This is a genomic window from Acrocarpospora sp. B8E8, assembly GCF_039871605.1.
Lineage (GTDB): Bacteria > Actinomycetota > Actinomycetes > Streptosporangiales > Streptosporangiaceae > Acrocarpospora > Acrocarpospora macrocephala.
Genome location: NZ_JBDPLV010000129.1, coordinates 1 through 17,356, shown reverse-complemented (window position 1 = coordinate 17,356; position 17,356 = coordinate 1). Strand labels below are relative to the sequence as shown.

The 17,356-nt window shown below is 68.9% G+C and carries 15 protein-coding genes; 7 read left to right on the top strand and 8 right to left on the bottom strand.

What is annotated here, in order from left to right; genetic code table 11:
* Positions 1–490 (bottom strand): PEP/pyruvate-binding domain-containing protein (locus tag ABGB08_RS52775; RefSeq protein WP_347607527.1); only part of this gene is annotated, 490 nt, incomplete at its 3' end.
* A 155-nt stretch (positions 491–645) separates the two neighbouring features.
* On the opposite strand from ABGB08_RS52775, the gene ABGB08_RS52770 reads away from it, so the two are divergent.
* The gene (locus ABGB08_RS52770) at positions 646–1,695 is read left to right on the top strand and encodes a hypothetical protein (protein ID WP_347607524.1); all 1,050 of its coding nucleotides are present in this window, start codon (positions 646–648) and stop codon (positions 1,693–1,695) included.
* A 14-nt stretch (positions 1,696–1,709) separates the two neighbouring features.
* A complete protein-coding gene (gene gap / locus ABGB08_RS52765) occupies positions 1,710–2,708 on the top strand; it encodes a type I glyceraldehyde-3-phosphate dehydrogenase (RefSeq protein WP_347607530.1) in 999 nt (332 codons plus the stop codon).
* 217 nt (positions 2,709–2,925) lie between these two features.
* Here gap and ABGB08_RS52760 read toward each other — a convergent pair whose 3' ends face one another.
* The 3 genes from ABGB08_RS52760 to ABGB08_RS52750 form a co-directional block, all read right to left on the bottom strand.
* The gene (locus ABGB08_RS52760) at positions 2,926–4,989 is read right to left on the bottom strand and encodes a family 43 glycosylhydrolase (RefSeq protein ID WP_347607521.1); all 2,064 of its coding nucleotides are present in this window, start codon (positions 4,987–4,989) and stop codon (positions 2,926–2,928) included.
* Complete coding sequence (locus ABGB08_RS52755) at positions 4,986–7,715, bottom strand: beta-L-arabinofuranosidase domain-containing protein (protein WP_347607518.1); 2,730 nt, start codon at positions 7,713–7,715, stop codon at positions 4,986–4,988. Before ABGB08_RS52755 ends, ABGB08_RS52760 begins: the two co-directional genes overlap by 4 nt.
* Positions 7,716–7,875: 160 nt before the next feature.
* Complete coding sequence (locus ABGB08_RS52750; RefSeq protein ID WP_347607516.1) at positions 7,876–9,381, bottom strand: non-reducing end alpha-L-arabinofuranosidase family hydrolase; 1,506 nt, start codon at positions 9,379–9,381, stop codon at positions 7,876–7,878.
* 534 nt (positions 9,382–9,915) lie between these two features.
* On the opposite strand from ABGB08_RS52750, the gene ABGB08_RS52745 reads away from it, so the two are divergent.
* From ABGB08_RS52745 to ABGB08_RS52735, 3 genes are all read left to right on the top strand, one after another.
* Entirely contained in the window at positions 9,916–10,434 is a 519-nt protein-coding gene (locus tag ABGB08_RS52745; RefSeq protein ID WP_347607513.1) for an alpha/beta hydrolase, read from the top strand.
* The gene (locus ABGB08_RS52740; RefSeq protein ID WP_347607510.1) at positions 10,431–10,571 is read left to right on the top strand and encodes a hypothetical protein; all 141 of its coding nucleotides are present in this window, start codon (positions 10,431–10,433) and stop codon (positions 10,569–10,571) included. Before ABGB08_RS52745 ends, ABGB08_RS52740 begins: the two co-directional genes overlap by 4 nt.
* Positions 10,572–10,813: 242 nt before the next feature.
* A complete protein-coding gene (locus ABGB08_RS52735) occupies positions 10,814–11,857 on the top strand; it encodes a LacI family DNA-binding transcriptional regulator (protein ID WP_347607507.1) in 1,044 nt (347 codons plus the stop codon).
* On the opposite strand, the gene ABGB08_RS52730 is transcribed toward ABGB08_RS52735, so the two are convergent.
* From ABGB08_RS52730 to ABGB08_RS52720, 3 genes are read right to left on the bottom strand one after another with little or no spacing between them, the layout of a single operon-like run.
* Complete coding sequence (locus tag ABGB08_RS52730; protein ID WP_347607504.1) at positions 11,820–12,920, bottom strand: glycoside hydrolase family 68 protein; 1,101 nt, start codon at positions 12,918–12,920, stop codon at positions 11,820–11,822. The two genes, ABGB08_RS52735 and ABGB08_RS52730, sit on opposite strands and share 38 nt — an antisense overlap.
* The gene (locus ABGB08_RS52725; RefSeq protein WP_347607502.1) at positions 12,921–13,793 is read right to left on the bottom strand and encodes an ROK family protein; all 873 of its coding nucleotides are present in this window, start codon (positions 13,791–13,793) and stop codon (positions 12,921–12,923) included.
* Positions 13,794–13,797: 4 nt separating this feature from the next.
* Positions 13,798–13,995, bottom strand: coding sequence for a hypothetical protein (locus ABGB08_RS52720; RefSeq protein ID WP_347607500.1), 198 nt, complete (start codon positions 13,993–13,995; stop codon positions 13,798–13,800).
* 149 nt (positions 13,996–14,144) lie between these two features.
* On the opposite strand from ABGB08_RS52720, the gene ABGB08_RS52715 reads away from it, so the two are divergent.
* The gene (locus tag ABGB08_RS52715; protein WP_347607498.1) at positions 14,145–15,194 is read left to right on the top strand and encodes a LacI family DNA-binding transcriptional regulator; all 1,050 of its coding nucleotides are present in this window, start codon (positions 14,145–14,147) and stop codon (positions 15,192–15,194) included.
* Positions 15,195–15,202: 8 nt separating this feature from the next.
* Here ABGB08_RS52715 and ABGB08_RS52710 read toward each other — a convergent pair whose 3' ends face one another.
* Complete coding sequence (locus ABGB08_RS52710) at positions 15,203–16,078, bottom strand: PaaX family transcriptional regulator C-terminal domain-containing protein (protein WP_347607495.1); 876 nt, start codon at positions 16,076–16,078, stop codon at positions 15,203–15,205.
* 233 nt (positions 16,079–16,311) lie between these two features.
* Here ABGB08_RS52710 and ABGB08_RS52705 point away from each other — a divergent pair, with 233 nt between their 5' ends.
* Complete coding sequence (locus ABGB08_RS52705; protein WP_347607492.1) at positions 16,312–17,238, top strand: tyrosine-type recombinase/integrase; 927 nt, start codon at positions 16,312–16,314, stop codon at positions 17,236–17,238.
* Positions 17,239–17,356: the final 118 nt, after the last annotated feature.

Sequence of the window (17,356 nt, the reverse complement as noted above, 5' to 3'; positions counted from 1 at the left end):
GTACGCCGGCCGCACGGCGATGAGCCGCGAGCGCTCGCTCGAAGAGGTCGTGCGGGACGCCCTCGACCGTGGCGCCGTACATGGAGATGAGCCTGCGGTAGCAGTCCCAGGCGAAGCGGTCGTCGCCGGAGGTGGCGGCCAGGCCGGTGACCGTGCTGTCGGTGAGGCCGACGTCCAGGATCGTCTCCATCATGCCGGGCATGGAGAACTTGCCGCCGGAGCGGACCGACAGCAGCAGCGGATCGGCCGGGTCGCCGAGCCGGCGGCCCATGGTCTGCTCGACGCGGAGCAGGTGCTCGCCGACCTCCCCCAGCAGCCCTTCGGGGATCTCGCCCAGCTTGAGGTAGGTCCGGCAGGCCTCGGTGGTGATCGTGAAGCCCGGTGGGACCGGCAGGCCCAGCCGGGTCATCTCGGCCAGGTTCGCGCCCTTTCCGCCGAGCAGGTCTTTCATGTGCATACCACCGTCGGCGAAGTCGAAGACGTAGGTCATTTCCGCACTCCTTGCCGTGACTCGTAGGCGCTTCAAGCCTTTCGAGCGGTGCGGCGGGGCACCCCGAGCCCAAAGGCACCGTCGGGCGGGACTTTCGGCACATGTCTGGCTTGGTGAGATTGGCGACCGTGGAAGAGCCGTTGAAGGAGGCTCCGATGCGTGTCGTCAACGCCGTGGTGCGATGGTTGCTGCTGTCTCCGTTGCATGATCTTCTGTCCCGGAGCGTGGTCTTGTTATTGATCACAGGGTGCCGCTCGGGGCGTACCTTCGCTGTCCCCGTCCAGTACGCGGAGGACGGCGACGTGCTCACGATCGTCAGCAGGCGTGACCGGCTGTGGTGGCGCAACCTGGCGGGAGGCGCACCGCTGACCGTGGTCCTGAGGGGCAAGCGGCATGCCGCCTACGGGGCGGTGAACAGCGCGCCGACCGCGGTGCGCGACGCCCTCGGAGCGGTGGGCGTGCCTGTGGTGCCCTCGCTCGAGGACGGTGTGGCGGTCACGATGGTGGTCGCGCCGGCTGAACCCCGGCCCGAGCCCAGTGGTCTGTGGCGTCGCTGGTTCGGCGCTGTGACGCTGGGCGAGCTGGCCGGCTTCGCGGTGCCCGCGCTGGTCGCCGCGTCGGTCGCCGCGGCGGGCCCCGAACTGCTGCGGGCGCTCCTCATCGTTGCCGCCGGAATCGTGGAGGGCTCTGTTCTCGGCCTGGCTCAGGCGTACGCGCTGCGAACGGCCCTGCCGTGGGTGCCGACCGCCACCTGGGCGGGGGCCACCGCCGGGGGAGCGGCGGTGGCGTGGTCGATCGGCGCGATCCCCATCGTGCTCGGCGGATTCGACCAGCCGCCGATGGTGCTCGTGCTGCTGGGCGCCGTCATGCTCGTCGCGATGGGCGGCCTGCAGTGGCGTGTCCTGGCCTCGCGGCTGCCTGGCACGGCCTGGTGGATCGCCGCCACGGCGGGCGCCTGGCTGGTGGCGCTCGCCGTGTTCGCCGCCGTGACCACGCCGCTGTGGCGGGAAGGGCAGCCGGTCTGGCTGGTCGCCGCGATCGGTGTTCTCGGTGGCGCGGTCATGGCCGTGACCGTGGCGGCGCTCACCGGGCTGGCCTTCGTACGCCTGGCGAAGTCAGAACTGAACGCGGGGCCGGAAGTTCCGCGGACACGGTCCTTCGCCTCTACGAGCACGCACCGGCGTCGCCGGACGATCGGCCTGTAGACCCGCAGAGAGGAATCACGATGAAGATCGGTATCAACGGCTTCGGCCGGATCGGCCGCGCCGTGCTCCGCGCCGGGCTGGACCAGGGGCTGGACGTCGTCGCGATCAACGACCTGGCCGACGCCGACGCGCTGGCCCATCTGTTCAAGCACGACTCGACGTACGGCACCTATGACAAGCCCGTCTCGGTCGCCCCCGGCGCGCTGATCGTCGACGGCAGGCGCATTCCGGTCACCGCCTACCATGACCCGTCCGGCATCGACTGGACGGCGTACGGGGTGGACCTCGTGATCGAGGCGACCGGCCGGTTCCGCAGCAGGGCCGACGCCGAGAAGCATCTGAAGAACGGCGCCCGCACGGTGCTCGTCAGCGCGCCCGGCAAGGATATGGACGTCACGCTCGTCCCCGGCGTCAACGACGCCGCCTACCGGCCCGGGCTGCACCAGATCATCTCGATGGCCTCCTGCACGACCAACTGCGTCGCGCCCATGGTCAAGGTGCTCAACGAGACGTTCGGCCTGGTCAAGGGCTTCATGACGACCGTCCACGCCTACACGGGCGACCAGCGGCTGCTCGACTCGCCGCACAAGGATCCACGCCGCGCTCGCTCGGCCGCCGTCAACATCATCCCCACCACGACCGGCGCCGCCCGCATGGTCGGCGAGGTCCTGCCCGACCTGAGGGGCCGCCTCGACGGCATCGCCCTGCGCGTCCCGGTCGTCGACGGTTCACTGACCGACCTGTCCGCGGTGGTCGGCCGCCAGACCAGCGTCCAGGAGGTCAACCACGCGTTCGCCCAGGCGGCGCAGAGCCGACTGGCAGGCGTCCTGCGCTACAGCACGGCGCCGCTGGTCTCCAGCGACATCATCGGCGACACCGCCTCCTGCGTCTTCGACGCGCCCCTGACGCAGACCGACGGGACGCTGGTGAAGATCTTCGGCTGGTACGACAACGAGTGGGGCTACGCCAACCGCCTCGTCGAGACGGCCACCCGGATCGCGGCCGAACAATAGGCCCCCATGGGTCGCGTGCCGAGGAACTCGATGTCTGGCGTTCCTGGTCCGGGTGCGGCGGCTCGGCGCGTTCCAGCCGGTGCCGGTGGCGTTGGTGGCGTAGATGTGCCACTGGTTGTTGTGCCGGATGACCGAGAGTCCTTCACCGCGACGCTCGAGCAGGGCCAGGAGTTCTTTCCATCGCCGGCGGCCGTTCATGATGGATGCCTCTCTGTGTTCATGGGGTGGTCAGATCGAATCGGCGTACGGTCACCGAGCCGCCGAGGGCCTGGCTGGCGTAGTTGAAGATCCCGAACCGGTAGCCCATGAAGAACTGCCAGGCGTTGTTGAGCGTGAAGGCCGGGCCGAGGGCGGTGAAGTTGGTCCCGTCGGTGCTGTAGGAGAAGCGGGCCTGGCGTCCCGAGCCGGGGCGGATGTCGGCGTTGACGCGTAGCCAGATCCGGCCGCCGGAGACGTTCGCGCTCGCTGCCTCGGTGCCGGTTCCGGTGGTCTGCCAGCTGCTGTTCATGGTCAGAGCGTTGGTCATCACCACGCGGGTGGCGCCGTTGTCGCGTTTGACGCCGATCCAGGCCGAGGAGTCGCGGAGCATGGCCAGCCCGGCCCGGTCGCCGTTGGCCATCGTGGCGTAGTCGAGTTCGATCGTCGCGGTGGACGACGGGCCCTGGATGCGGTGGGTCAGGGTGTTGCGGGCGTTGTACAGATCGTTGGTGACGGTCGCCGTCTGGAGACGCAGCCCGCTGCCTGTCGACCACCTGCTGGTGTCGGGGTTGTGGTTCCACTCCCACCGGTGGCCGAGCGTGCCCGAGGTGAAGGTGTCGGCGCCGATCATCGGCTGGACGGTCCTGGTGGTCTGGATGTTCGGTTTCGGGTAGGTGACGCCCCAGCCGCCGTTGACGGTCTGGATGGTGGGCCAGCCGTCGCCGGTCCAGGTGATCGGCGCCAGGGCCGGGACGCGGCCGCCGGGGTAGGCGTCGACGAAGGACATGTAGTACCAGGCGCCGTTCTGGGTCTGGACCAGGCCGCCCTGGTGGGGCACGCCGCCGCCGGAGATCGGGCCGGGCATGTTGAGCAGGACCTGGCGCATCTCGTACGGGCCGAACGGGCTGGTCGATCGGAGCACGTATTGGCCGTTGGCGGGGCGGGTCAGCCAGATGTAGTAGTAGCCGTTGCGCTTGTAGAAGCGGGCACCCTCCAGGGTGCCGACGCTGGACGGCGTGGTGAACACCTGCTGGGCGCGTACCTGGCTGAGCCCGTCGGCGGACAGTTGCGCGACGCTGATGGTGCTGTTGCCGTAGGCGACGTACATCGTGTCGTTGTCGTCGATCAGCAGGCCGGCGTCGTAGTAGCAGTTGTTGATCTGGGAGCGCTTGGTCCAGGTGCCGTCGACCGCCGAGGCGGTGTAGACGTAGGTGCGGTTGAACTCGACGCAGCCGAGCCAGTAGTACGTGCTGTTGCTCGGCCGGTGGTTCAGGGTGGAGGCCCAGATGCCCTTCACGTACGCCCGGCCGCCGTTGAGGTCGTAGGCGGTCGAGCCGAAGTCGAGCCGGGGCACCGAGTGGCCCGCGTACTCCCAGTCGACCAGGTTGTAGGAGCGCAGGATGGGCGCGCCCGGCGAGTAGTGCATCGTGGAGGCCGAGTAGTAGTAGGCGTCGCCGACCCGGATGATGTCGCCGTCGGCGAAGTCCTGCCAGACGACGGGGTTGGTGTAGGTGCCGCCTGGGGTCGGGGTGGGTGTCGGCGTCGGGGTCGGGTTGCCGCTGCCGACCTGGACGAGCTGCCACTGCTGGTTGTTGCCACCCCAGTCGTCGTACTGGACGATGTTGGCGTTGTCGGCGGTGGAGGCGCCCTGGACCTCTAGGGCCTTGTTGCTGTGGCGGCTGATGAAGCGGACGTAACCGCCGCTGGAGTCGGCTAACCGCCATTGCTGGTTGGTGCCGTTGCCGTCGGCCCATTGCACGATGGCGCCGCCGTTGGCGGTGGACCAGTTGTAGACGTCCAGCACCTTGCCGGAGTGGCGGGACTTGATGCGGTAGTAGCCGCCGCCGGAGTCGACGAACTGCCACTGCTGGTTGTTGCCGTCGCCGCGGGTCCACTGGGTGATCCGGCCGCCGTCGGCGGTGGAGAAGTTGTAGACGTCCAGGGCCTTGCCGCTGTTGCGGTTGACCAGGACGTACCAGGCGTTGGTGTCGACGGTCGCCGCCGATGCGCTCGACGACACGATGGTGAGCACGGTGCCTGCGAGCACAGCGGGCAGGAGGATTGCCAGCAGGCGTCTGATCACAGGAATCTCCAGAGGTTGTTGTTCGAACCGTTGTCGTCGGCCAGGACGACCTGGGCGCCCTGGGAGGTGCCGCTGAGGCCGAGCACTCGGCCGCCGTTGGCGCACTGGATGCGGAAGGCGGCGCTGGAGCCGTACCGGAGGCGCCAGCGGTGGTCGCTGGTGCCGTTGTCGGCCCACTGCACGACGCGGGACCCGGCCGCGGTGCCCATGTTCTCCACGCCCAGCACCTTCTGGCTGTTGGAGTTGCGGAACCGCAGGTAGCCGCCGGTGTCCAGGATCGCGGTCCACAGATGGTCCGCGGTGCCGGTGTCGCCCCACTGCACGACCAGCGCCCCGTCCGCCGTCGACATGTTCGTGACCCCCAGCACCATGCCGGTGCCCACGTTCTGGACGCGCCGCGCGCCGTTGGGCACGAACCGCCACTGGTTGTCGGCGCTGCCGTTGTCCGGATCCTGTACGGCCTGCGCCCCGTTGGCGGTCGACCCGCCCTGAATGCCCAGCAGCTTGGAACTGTTGGCGTTGCGGATCTTGACCGAGCCATCGCCGACGTCGGTGATCGTCCAGCGGTGGTCGGCGGTGCCGTTGTCGGCCCATTGCATGACGCGGGCGTTGTCGGCCGTCGACATGTTCTCGACGCCGAGCACCTTGCCGCTGTTGACGTTGCGGAACCGCAGTGCCGAGCCGTCCGCGATCGGCACCCAGTCGTGATCGGAGCTGCCGTTGTCGGTCCACTGCAGGGCCAGGCCGCCGTCGGCGGTGGACATGTTCTGGATGCCGAGCACCAGCCCGCTGGCCGCGTTGGCCAGCCGGAAACTGGCCTCGCCGCCCGTTGGGCCCCCGCCGCCGGCGTTCCAGTAGACGACGTAGTTGTGGTTGTGGGCGTCGTAGAACGGCCCCAGGTTGACCGAGGAGCCGTTGGCCGTGGCGGTGAACGCCAGAGCCGACGTGCTGGTCCGGTTGATCGTCGAGGTGGTCAGCGCCGGCGCCGATGACAGCGTGGTGTTGCCGTAGTTGCCGGAGAGCACGACCGGGCCGTACACGGCGGCCTGGAGGTTCTGGTTGTCGTTGGCGGCCTTCATGATCACCCGCATGGGCAGCCGGACGATCACCGTGTCGCCGGAGGTCCACGACCGGGTGAGCACGGCGTAGGAGCCCGGCGTGGTGGCGATGCTCTGCTGGACCCCATTGACGCTCACCGTGGCGCCCTGCGTCCAGGCCGGGATGCGGATGCGCATCGTCCACGACCCGCTCACGTTGCCGGTGACCTGCAACGACGTGGTGTCGTTCACGGGGTAGGAGGTGGACTGGGTGACCGTGATACCGCGCTGCGACCAGTTGAGCGTGGAAGGCACGAACAGGTTCACGAACAGCGTCGTGCCTTCGTGGAAGTAGATCGAGTCCATCAGCTTGGTGTTGACCTCGATGCCGGTGCCCTGGCAGCACCAGAACGAGTTGTAGTCCGTGCTCCAGGTGCCGCCGCCCCAGGCCGGGCCCACGCCGCGCCGTCCGCCGGGGTTGAGCGGCGTGAAGTAGGTGACATGCCCTCGGCTGTCGGCCGGGTTCTGCTGGCCGATGAGGTGGTTCAGCAGGGCGCTCTCGTAGAAGTCGAAGTAGTCGGCCCGGGAGGGGGACAACAGCCACAGCTCCCGGGTCAGTTTCAGCATGTTGTAGGTGTTGCAGGACTCGGCGGTGTCCCTGGACAGGTAGCCCGCGATGGCGTTCGGCGCGCGGAAGTGCTCGGCCTGGCTGTTGCCGCCGATCACGTACGTGTGCGCGCTGACCGTGATGTTCCACGCGTTGGCGGCGATGTCGCGGTAGCGGGTGGTGCCGGTGGCCTTGTACTCGCGGGCCGCGCCGATCCACTTGGGGACCTGGGTGTTGGCGTGCAGGCCGTTGAGCTGGTCCTGGTTGGCGGCCAGAGGGTTGAACACGGCGGCGTGGTCGAAGCGCTGGGCGGTGGTCAGCCAGCGCGAGTCGCCCGTCATCTGGTACAGGTCGGTGAGCACGGCGTTCATGCCGCCGAACTCGGTGCCCAGCATCGACTGCATCTGGCTGGCGCTCAGCCGGGCCGTCCGCCAGTCGACCCAGCCGGCGAGCGCGAGGAGCACGCTTCTGGCCTGGGTGTTACCGATGTGCCGCCACACGTCCAGCAGCCCGGCCAGGGTCTTGTGGATGCAGTAATACGGCACGTTGCCGTTGCTCAGCGTCCGGGCCTCCACGGCACTGAAATCCGACTCCGGGAAACCCGACAGGTAACCGGCGCTGAATCCGGCGGCGCTGTTGTTGGCCTGGCATTTGGCCAGCTCGGCGACCAGGTAGTTGGCCTTGTCCCGGCAGGTGGTGTCGCCGGTCACCGCCCACGCCTGCGCCCAGGCGGTCAGGAAATGGCCCTGGACGTGGCTGCGGAAGGGGAAGCTGGGGGCGTCCCAGCCGCCGTTGGCCGAAGCGCCGTTGGTGGATAAGCGGTGATTGGACCGGAAGACGTACAGCAGCCGGTCGACGTCGACGAAGCGCAGGTAGCTGAGGGTGCGGTTCTGGTTGTCCAGCCACCGGCCCGACGACAGGCGCACCTGGCCGAGGTCGAATCCGTAGGCGGACACACCGATGTCGGATCGCACGGGAGCGATGGCGGCCTGGGCGGCGGACGTACCGGCGACCTGACCGGCGGCCGAGAGCGCGACGGTCGCGCCCGCGGCTTGGAAGAGCTGGCGACGGCTCAGAGACATGGGGGCTCCGGAAGAGAAGGGGGATGAGAGTGGCCGGCCATCTCGGCACCGGTATCGGTGGCGTTCAAGTTGCCGGCTATTGCCGCCGTTGAAGGTGAAGCTTGTCGGCGCGGTTGGCCTGTCCTTTCGATGAAAGGGGGGAGGGCATGCCCGGTTGGCGTCAGCAGGTGGAGTTGGTCTGGGTGAGTAAGGCGAGCCGCCACGGCAGGGTGTTGTAGTTACCGCCGGCGTTCGGGTCCAGGCCCTGGTAGAGGTAGCGCAGGTTGCAAGGACTGATCGTCAGGGTCTGGTCGTAGCCGTCCCGGAGCATCTCGCCGTGGCTGATGTCGCGAGTCCACGCCGTTCCGTCGAAGGTGACGCTGTTCGCCCGGGCGAACGGGTTGGATTCCTCGGCGGCGAGCGGTGTCCAGGAGCCGCCGATGCTGCTGGAGGTCCAGGAGCGGAACCATCGGCGGCCGTCGCCGCCGATGGCCTCCACCAGCAGCAGGTACTGGTTCTTCCCCTTGATCTTGTAGATGTTGGCGGCCTCGAAGAGCCGGTTCCGGTTGGCGTCCTGGAGGGCGATCACCGGCTGGGAGAACCCGTTGGGGAAGTTCGCCACGGTGGTCTGCGAGCGGTACAGGTGGCCGTTGTCGTCCGAGGAGAACAGGTAGCAGTTGACGTTGTCGCAGCTCACCCACATGTCGACCCAGTAGCCGTTGCCGATGTTCTGCCGGATGATGTCGGGCATGCCGGAGTAGAAGTGGCTCGGCGCGCTCCAGGACCTCGGGTTGGTGATGTCCGTGGTCGTGGAGTACGAGGCGTTGCCGGTTTGGTAGACGAGGTACCACCGGTTCTGCGGCGCGAAGTAGAACACCTGCGGGGCCGCGCGGTAGCCGGTGCCGATCCCGCTCTGGTCCAGGTAGTGGTGGGTGGCGCTGGCGGCCTGGGCCCAGTCGGTGAAGTTCAGGTAGACCAGGTTGTAGCCGCCCGAGGAACTCGCGGTGGAGGCGAACACGTGCCAGCGGCCGTTGTAGTAGACCACCGAGGGGTCCTTGACCGCGGCGATGTTGTGCGTGGCGTCGGACTTGGGGCCGATCAGGGGTCCGCTGGACTGCCATCGGAAGCTGGCGGGCAGGTTCCCCGGGCTACTCGGCGACGGCGACGGGCTGGGGCTCGGGCTGGGTGTGGGCGTCGGGGTTGGGGTCGGGGAGGACGGCGTCCCCGTGCACGGGGTGCCGTTGAGGGCGAAGGAGGCCGGGACCGGGTTGGACCCGCTCCAGGTGCCGTTGAAGCCGAGGCCGGTGTTCCCGCCGGAGGGGATCGAGGCGTTGTAACCGGCGTCGGTGAGGGTGACGTTCGCCCCGCTCTGGGTGGCCGTGCTGTTCCACGCCTGGGTGATCTGCTGGCCCGCTCCGAAGGTCCAGGTCAGCCGCCAGCCGTTGACGGCGTCGCCGAGGTTGCGGATGACGATGTTCGCGGTGAAGCCGGGGTTCCACTGGTTCGCGATGGTGTATTCGACCCGGCAGGCCACAGCGCCCTGGGCGCTCGTCGCGGTCAGCGGGCTGAGCCCGGTCATCGCCAGGACCGACACCGCGAGCACCACCAGCCTGCGATACCTCGCCGGCCGGTGCGTGGGCGCGGCGACCTTGTGCTGTCGTGCGGGTGCACGAGCGATGAAGCGCATCCATGACTCCCTGGGGTTACGTCCTCGTCGGGGCTCCTCGACGGCCGACCTGGTCAGGGGATGATTCTGTGTTAGCGCTAACATTTCAAGAAGCACGGGTGCCTCCTGACCTGTGCCGGAAGGGTTGTGATGTCGCGGAGTACATCCGACGCCTGGAGACCCGTCAACGACCTGTCGCTCTCGGCGACCGTCACGCCGTGCGCCACACGTTTCCCAGCCTGGACTTTTCGTCCAGTGATGGAGATATCGCGAACAGCATGATTCGTGAACGTTTCACGGAAAGTAGCCAGGTCACGCATCATAGATTTCGTGATCTATGTACGTAACTTCACCTTGGCCGGGAGATGGTGAGGTTCCGTCCAAGGCTCAGAGCGCATGTGCAGGTCTCAGCGCTGCCTCCGGGCCGCGTCGCCAGCTCGTTGAAAGCGTGAAACTTTCGCTTATTTTTGCGCCGGTCGTTCCTGATAGCAACGAATGTTCCCAGTTGGGGGATAGGTCGCTCGATCAGATGGATTGACTCGTTATACAGAATCTTTGACCACCGTCGCCCTCGCCCCACCGGTCCAGGCGCAGGTGATCAGCAACCTCGCGTACGCGCCCCCGCAACCGGCGGGCAGCCAGGGACATCTGCTCGACCTGTACCTGCCGGATGGCGGCGGCAGCGCACCCCGGCCGCTGGTGATCTGGACCAGCGGGTCGGCGTGGACGGCCGACAACGGCAAGAGCGGCGCGAGCTCGATCGCCGGCTTCTTCAACTCCAGGGGGTACGCGGTGGCCGGCGTCAGCGTCCGGTCCAGCTCCCAGGCGAAGTTCCCGGCGCAGGTGCACGACATCAAGACGGCCATCCGCTGGCTGCGCTCGCGCGCCGGCACGTATCAGCTCGACCCCAACCGCTTTGTGGTCATGGGCGACTCCTCGGGTGGCTGGGTGGCGGACATGGCGGCGCTGACCGGCGGCGTGGCGTCGCTGGGGGGACCGTCGGAACCACCGGCGTGTCCAGTGCCGTACAGGCGGGGGTCGCGCTCTTCGGCCCGACCGACTTCCTGCAGATGAACGCGCAGCGGCCGGGAGGGCAGGGGCTGGACCACAACGGGGCCGGCACCGGCTTCGGATTCCAGGGCACCTACAGCGGAACCAACACCGCGCCGGCTCAGTTCCGGCTCAACGGCACCGTTTGCGCCATTGCCTGACCGTCGGCGCACACGACGATGAAACCGGCCCGTGGCCGTGGCGACAGAGCCACCCGGCCCCGGGCCGATGCCCACCAGCAGGCCATTCACGCCTAGATCAACTACCTCGAAAATTTCTATCAATCTCCGATAATTGCTGAACCATCAGTGCCGGGACTCTCCGATCCTGCTCGCGATCTCATAGTGAGAGCAGCGCAAACAGCGACGATCGAAGGCCGAAAACTCCCGGCTAGACTCTCCCCATGACCACGACCGAGGAACCGTACGCCACCGGCTCCCCGCCAGCGCAGGCGCTGACTCTGGCACAACTGGCGGAGCTGGCCGGAGTGTCCACGGCGACGGTCTCCAAGGTGGTCAACGGCCGCTCCGAGGTCGGCCCGGAGACCCGCGCCCTGATCGAGGGTCTCATCCGCGAGCACGGTTACCGCAGGCAGCGGCGGCGGGTCAAGGCGACGGGCCTGATCGAGCTGGTCTTCCATGAGCTGGCGGGCGACTACCCGACAGAGGTCATCAAAGGCGTTCAGCGGGTGGCCCGCCAGCACCATCTGGCGGTGGTGCTCTCCGAACTGGGAGGCAGTCATACCCCCGGGCGCGACTGGATCGAGGACGTGCTCAGCCACCGTCCGGACGGCGTGATCACGGTGTTCTCCAGCCCGACCGACAGCCAGCGCGACCAGCTCGCCACCCGCGAGGTCCCCCTGGTGGTGCTGGATCCGGCCGGTGACCCGGGCCATCGGGTCCCGTCGGTGGGCGCGGCCAACTGGAGCGGCGGCCTGGTGGCCACCCGCCATCTGCTGGAACTCGGCCACCGGCGCATCGCCATCATCACCGGCCCCGAGTACGCGCTGTCCAGCCGGGCCCGCCTGGACGGCTACCGCGCCGCGCTCGACACCGCCGGGGTGCCGATCGACCCGGAACTGATCTGCCCCGGCGCCTTCCTGATCGAGGACGGCCTGCTCCAGGCCCGTCGCCTGATGCGCCTGCCCGACCCGCCCACCGCAATTTTCACCTGCAACGACGGCCAGGCCATCGGCGTCTACCACGCGGCCCATGAACTGCGGCTGCGCATCCCCGACGACCTGAGCGTGATCGGCTTCGACGACATGCCCGCGTGGCGCTGGGCCATCCCGCCGCTGACCACGATCCGCCAGCCGCTGACGGAGATGGGCGCCACGGCGGCCACCATGCTGATCACCCTCGCCCAGGGCGAGCCGCTGCGACAGAACCGGGTCGAGCTGGGCACCGAACTCATCGTCCGGGGGAGCACCGCGCCGCGTCTACGCTAGCCGAAAGTTTCGAAACGGTCCCGTTGAGGGTGAGCCGGAGAAACGGTGCGATGGTCCCCCCGAAATGGGACCGCGTCAGTTCGGCATCCGCATCGGTGGTCCGGTAGTTGACGAAGCTCACCACCCGCAAGTCGGTCAGCACCATCCAGGCGTACGCCTGGTCAGGCTGGGCGGATGGATTCCCGATTACCAGCCCTGATCCGTTCAGTGGTTCATAGGGCCCGGTCAGACGAGGAGCCACGAAGCCGTAGAGCCCGGTGGGCGCCGACCCCAGGGGTTCGAACGAGTGGCGCTGGGTGCAGAAGAACAGGTAGTACGACGACTCGTGGACGACGACATGCGGACGCTCGATCTCCCGGTTGATCCCGTCCGCCGTGAGCAGGGGCGTACCGAGCGACCAACCGCCGGGTCCGGCGCCCGCGAGCGCCACCGCCCCCATGTGCCGGTCGCGCCACGCCACCGACGCGGCGATCAGCAGGTATTCGCGCCCGTCGGCGGGGTCCCGGAACCAGGCGGGATCGCGGAAGGCCCGGATCCGCCCCGGCCCGCCTTCGAGGTCGTCGGCCACCAGGTACGTGCGCCCATCCGAGCGCACGATCTCCTCATGGTGCGCGCCCGGTTCCTGCGGCAGCTTCGACCGGCTTTCGACGACACGCTGGACGAACGTCGGGCGTGCTTCGCTGCGCCGTCCGGCGGCCGTGTAGAACACCGAGATCGTGCCGTCCGACCGGCGGACCGCCGATCCGGACCACTCGCGGCTGCCGAGGGAGGCCCCATCGGCGAACACGTTCCCCAGATCGGTCCAGCCGTCCTCGCCTTTCGCCAGCAGCCGGATGCGGGCCAGGTCGTGGCGTTCCTCGGGATGGCCGGTGGCGGGGGCCGACAGGCCCATCCACAGCTCGCGGCCGAGGTGCACCGACGCGGAGCCGTCCTCTTCCTGGACCGGCCACATGTCCCACAGGTCCAGGTCAGGCAGTATCTGCGGCGGCGAGCCCAGGATGAGGGGCGCCGTCGTCGCGGCGTCCTCGGCGATCAGGTCGAGGTGGTGTCGGGTCCACTGCATCTATGGTGCGCTCACTTCACGTGCCAGTTCGACGGCTCCCGTGACGCCGGAGAGGTCGCCGAGGGACGGCCCGACGAGGTAGGCGTCCATGGCCGCCTGGTCATTCGGGTAGCCGGCGGCCAGATCGAGCACGCGGGCCCGTACCTCCTCGATGAGGGAGGGATGTCTCGCCACGCCTCCGCCCACGATGACGCGCTGGGGGGACAGCGTGTAGGTCAGGTTGATCACGGCGAGCGCGAGGTACTCGGCCTCGAGCCGCCACGCCGCGGCGTCCTCCACCTGCTCGGCGGGCCGTCCCCAGCGCCGCCGCATCGCCTCACCCGAGGCGAGCCCTTCCAGACAGTCTCCGTGGAAGGGACAACTACCGGCGAAGGGGTCACGACCAATGTCGCGGGGAACGCGTATATGGCCGAACTCGGGGTGCGCCTGCCCGTGCAGCGGGCGGCCGTGGACGATGGCGCCCATGCCGATGCCGGTGCCCACGGTCACGTACGCGACCGTGTGCAGGCCACGGCCCGCGCCGTGCCGCGCCTCGCCCAGCGCGGCCCCGTTCACGTCGGTGTCGAAGCCGACGGGGACCTTCAGCGCGGTACGCAGGGGCGTGACGACATCGGTGTTCGCCCACCCCGGCTTGGGCGTGGCGGTGATATGGCCGTACGTCGGCGAGACGGGATCCAGATCGACGGGACCGAAACTGGCGACGCCGATCGCGGCCAGGGCGTCGTGGCTCCGGAAGAACCGCACCGCCTCGGGGATGGTCCGCGCCGGGGTCGTCGTCGGTATCACTTCGGTCGCGTGCACGCGTCCGTCCTCGTCGGCGACCGCGCACACCCACTTCGTGCCGCCCGCCTCGACGGCTCCATAGATCGTCAAGTGATCAGCCCTTCAGCGAATCCTGTAGCGGAGCGGTGACGAACCACCGCTGGAAGATGAGGAAGATCACCAGTGTAGGCGCCAGGATCAGCAGCGCTCCCGCGCACAGCAGCGGGGCGCCGCTTCCGGGCCCGCCGCAGGCGGCGGCCAGCGTCCCTCCCAGGACGACCGCGAGCCGGCGGGAGCGAGTTCGACGAGACATGGGACGTCTCCTCCGTTGATTGGGACCTGCCGGCCAGCGCCATCGATCCCGGACCGCAATGCTAAATCGTATTAGCAATGCGATAGTCTCACCGTGCGTATCCGTGGTGTCAAGGCCCCGAAACACGGACGGAATGTGGAGGTCGCTCGGTGAGCTCACGACGGGTCACGCTGGCGGACGTCGCCCAGGCCGCCGGCGTCTCCAGGACCACCGCCTCGCTGGTGCTGAGCGGGCGCGGGCGGGAACTGCGCATTTCCCGCGATGTCGAGCAGCGGGTGCTGAGCGCCGCCGAGGAGTTGCGCTACCGGCCCAACGCCGTCTCCGTCGGGCTGCGCACCGGCACGACGCGCACGATCGGCTTCGTCTCCGACACCGTCGCGACCTCACGCCTGGCCGGTGACATGATCAAAGGCGCGCTGGAGGCCGCGCGGGAGCGTGGCGTCATGCTGTTCATCGGAGAGACCGAAGGCGAACCCGACCTCGAAAGCGGCCTGCTGCACGCCATGCAGGACCGCCAGGTCGACGGGATCATCCTGGCCGCGATGTACACCAGGACCATCAAGGTGCCCAAGGACATCGCGGCCGCTCCCGCGGTCCTGCTCAACGCGCTCCCCAAGCAGCCCTCGCCGCTGCCCTCCATCCTCCCCGACGAGGTCGAGGCCGGGCGGGCCGCCGCCCGCGTGCTGCTCGACGCCGGCCACCGCGACGGCGTGCACCTGATCGGCGCCGGTCCCGGGCTCCGCGATGTGCCACCGGACAGCGTCGCGGCCGTCGAACGGCTCGTCGGAATCCGCGAGGTCTTCGGGGCGGCCGGGGTCAGGATCGCGGGCGGCCGGGTCTGCCGTGACTGGCAGCCGGAGGGCGGCCTGGCCGCGACTCGCGCCCTGCTGGAGACCGCTCGCCCGCGTGCCCTGATCTGCCTCAACGATCGGCTGGCGTTCGGGGCGTACCAGGCGCTGGACGATGCGGGCCTGAGCGTTCCCGCGGATGTGTCGGTCGTCTCATTCGACGATCACCCCCTCGCGTCATGGATGCGCCCCAAGCTCACCACGGTGGCTCTGCCGCACTACGAACTCGGCCGCAAGGCCGTTGATGTCCTGTTCGCGGAGATGGGCCGGGATGGCGGTCGCCCAGGGGAGGTGCATCGGGTCCCCATGCCGGTACGCCACCGCGAGTCGGTCGCACCGCCGGGCGCCTGAACAGGGGGCTATCGTGCCTGCTCGGTGATTCGCTCCCACTCGCGGGTCGCGGCCGGTTCCCAGCTCGCGTGTTGCCGGTGGAAGAGCTTCGCGGCGTCGGCGCCGATCCATTCCGTGGGGAGCAGTTCGGTGGGCAGCGCGGGATCGGTCAGCGCGAGCCGGCGCCACTCGTGCACGAGCTGCGTGAGCCGTACCAGCGGATCTTCGGAGGGCGCGTGCCTGAACGTCGTGAGGAATGCCTGGTATTCGCGTTCGACTTCGTCGAGATCCCACGCCTGGCGCACGAGGGTCGGCAGGTTGCCGCCCGCGAGGTACTCGGAGAGGAAGATCTGCGCGTCCTGGCGCACTCCGGCTTCCTCGAGTACGGACTCGGCCCCCTTGACGCGATCGGTCCGCGTGCTGACCCACACCCCGGGCGCCGGGTTGCCGAATCCTCCCCACCGCAGTCGCGTGCGCAGCAGGTGGCGTCCCGCCCGGTTGGTTTCTGCGGCTCGGGCCAGCACGATCAGCCATCGGCCGTCCCACTCGGTTTGGCTCGCGGTGAAGCCGAAGATCCGGGTGGCGCCGATGTGGAGGAACTGCGCGAAGGCCGGGGTGAGATGCCACCAGGTGTACCGCCCTTCACGGGCGGCTGTGAGCCAGCCGTCCGCCGCGGCGCGATTCAGGGCTTGCCTGCAGGCGGTCTCCTCAACGCCGAAGCGGCCAAGCGCGTCGATGAACGCCGAGGTGGGCGCGGGCCGGCGGGTCGGGCGCACGTAATCACCCAGAATCGTGATCAACAGCCCTCGGACCCCGCCCGTGCCCGCCGCGTACCGGCGTGACAGGACGAACCGCTCCTGGGACGCGGTGCCGAACGGGATGTTCGAGTCCGGAGGCTCAAGCATGCCGGTGACCGGTCATACAGATGTGCGCGCTACCAGAGCACATCTGGGAATTCTAGTGCCGTCGGCCAGCCGCCCGATCATCTGAAACTTTCGCTCCGATCGGTTTTCGCGTGAGCTGCCATTTCCTGGCCGGACGAAGGCCACGCTCCCTAAGATCATTTTACGTTGACTTTGACCATCGTCACAGATTCGTCATACTGTCGCTACATTGATGAGAGGCTCGGATGGAGGGCGTGCTCACAGCAGCCGAGGCCGCCGCCCGGTTGGCGGCCCACCTGGACCGGTGCACGCTGGCCGCCAACACGGTGACCGCCTACCGTCGCCAGGTCCGCGCCTATCTGGCCTGGCTGGCCGGGCACACCGCCGAGCATTCCGACGCCTTCGTCGACCGGGTCGGCGCCGAGGCCGCGGCGGGCGCCTGGCAGCGCGCCCTGCTCACCGATGCCGCCCCGGCCACGGTCAATCAGGCCCTGGCCGCGGTCGCCCTGCTCTACGAGGTCGGCGCCGGCCTGCGGATCAAGGTCAAGAACGCCCGCAACTCCCGGCCCGCGCCCAAGGCCCTCACCCCACCCCAGGAGGACGCGCTGCGCCGCGCCGCCGACGAGCGCGGCCCGCGTGATTCCGCCGTCATCGCCATGCTGCTCGACACCGGCGCCCGCGTTGAGGAGGCAGCCCGGCTGCGGGTGCCCGACGTCATGGTCACCGCGCACGGTGGCACCGCCCGCCTGCGCGGCAAGGATGATCAGGTCCGCACCATGCCGCTGCTCGCCCCGTCCCGCGCGCGTGTCTCGGCCTGGCTGCCGGCCCGCGCCGACCTGCTGGCCGCCCAACCTCGCCTGGCCGAGGCCGCGACGGCCGGCGGCGACGGGCTGTGGATCGGCACGCGCGGCGTGCTCACCACAGACGGCCTCACCGATGTCGTGCTCGCCTGCGGGATCGCGGCCGAACTCGCCGGGCTGCGCCCGCACACCCTGCGCCACACCTACGCGACCCGGCTCCGCCAGCACGGCGCCGACCCCGCTCAGATCAGGGAACTCCTCGGCCTCAAGTCACTCGACAGCGCGGTCCGGTACTTCCGCCAGGGCGATCCTGGTCGCCCCTGCCTCGACGAAGAGCCGACGGAGCAGTTCCTTTGGCCGCGTCCGAGTGTGCCCTGCTAGGCCCGTTTTCCGTAGGTGGGGATGATTGGGGCATCTTCGGCGCGGCTTGTTGATCGTGGCAGTCCGAGCCGGTAGTTCCTGAGCCTCGTGAGACAACCAGCGCAGTTCGGCGGCCCGA